This window comes from Litoreibacter sp., assembly GCF_058136045.1.
This window is the reverse complement of sequence record NZ_JBYVDD010000019.1, coordinates 1-471: the sequence shown is the minus strand read 5'-3', so window position 1 is coordinate 471 and position 471 is coordinate 1. Positions and strand designations below refer to the sequence as shown.

Annotated in this window: 1 pseudogene; it reads right to left on the bottom strand. The window is 53.5% G+C overall.

The features are described from left to right. Positions 1 to 137 precede the first annotated feature (137 nt). Positions 138 to 471, bottom strand: a pseudogene (locus tag AC3Y7R_RS16835) (DDE-type integrase/transposase/recombinase); the annotation flags it as partial.

Below are 471 nucleotides of genomic sequence, written 5' to 3'. Positions count from 1 at the left end.
TTGTTGCCAGTTGATTGTGAAACATGGGCCAAGAATAGATTATGCCGCCATTTCAGCGGTCAAGTTGACCCAGAGGCTGAACGCATCATTGCGGGCGTGGCGGCATGAAGTTGCGGAGAGCTGATAACAGCAGGGGCAGTGATGGCGACCCTTGGCTCGCCAAACTGGGCAACTAGTCTTTGGAAAAAGCGCTTTGCGGCTTTGCCGTTCCGGCGCGTTTGTACAATAATATCAATAGCCTAGCCATTCGCGCTGATCGCTCGCCAAGGTCAAGGCTTCTTGCCACGGATTGTGATCACGACCTCGTCCAAATGCCACTTATCGTTCGGTCGAGGGCGATCTCTACAGATGCAATTTGCAGTGACAACCAAAGCGGTTTACCCACAGCCGCATTGCTTCACGACTTACAATTACGCCTCGCTCGGCCAGCAGATCCTCAACGTCAGATGCGCTCAGCGCGAAGCGATGGTA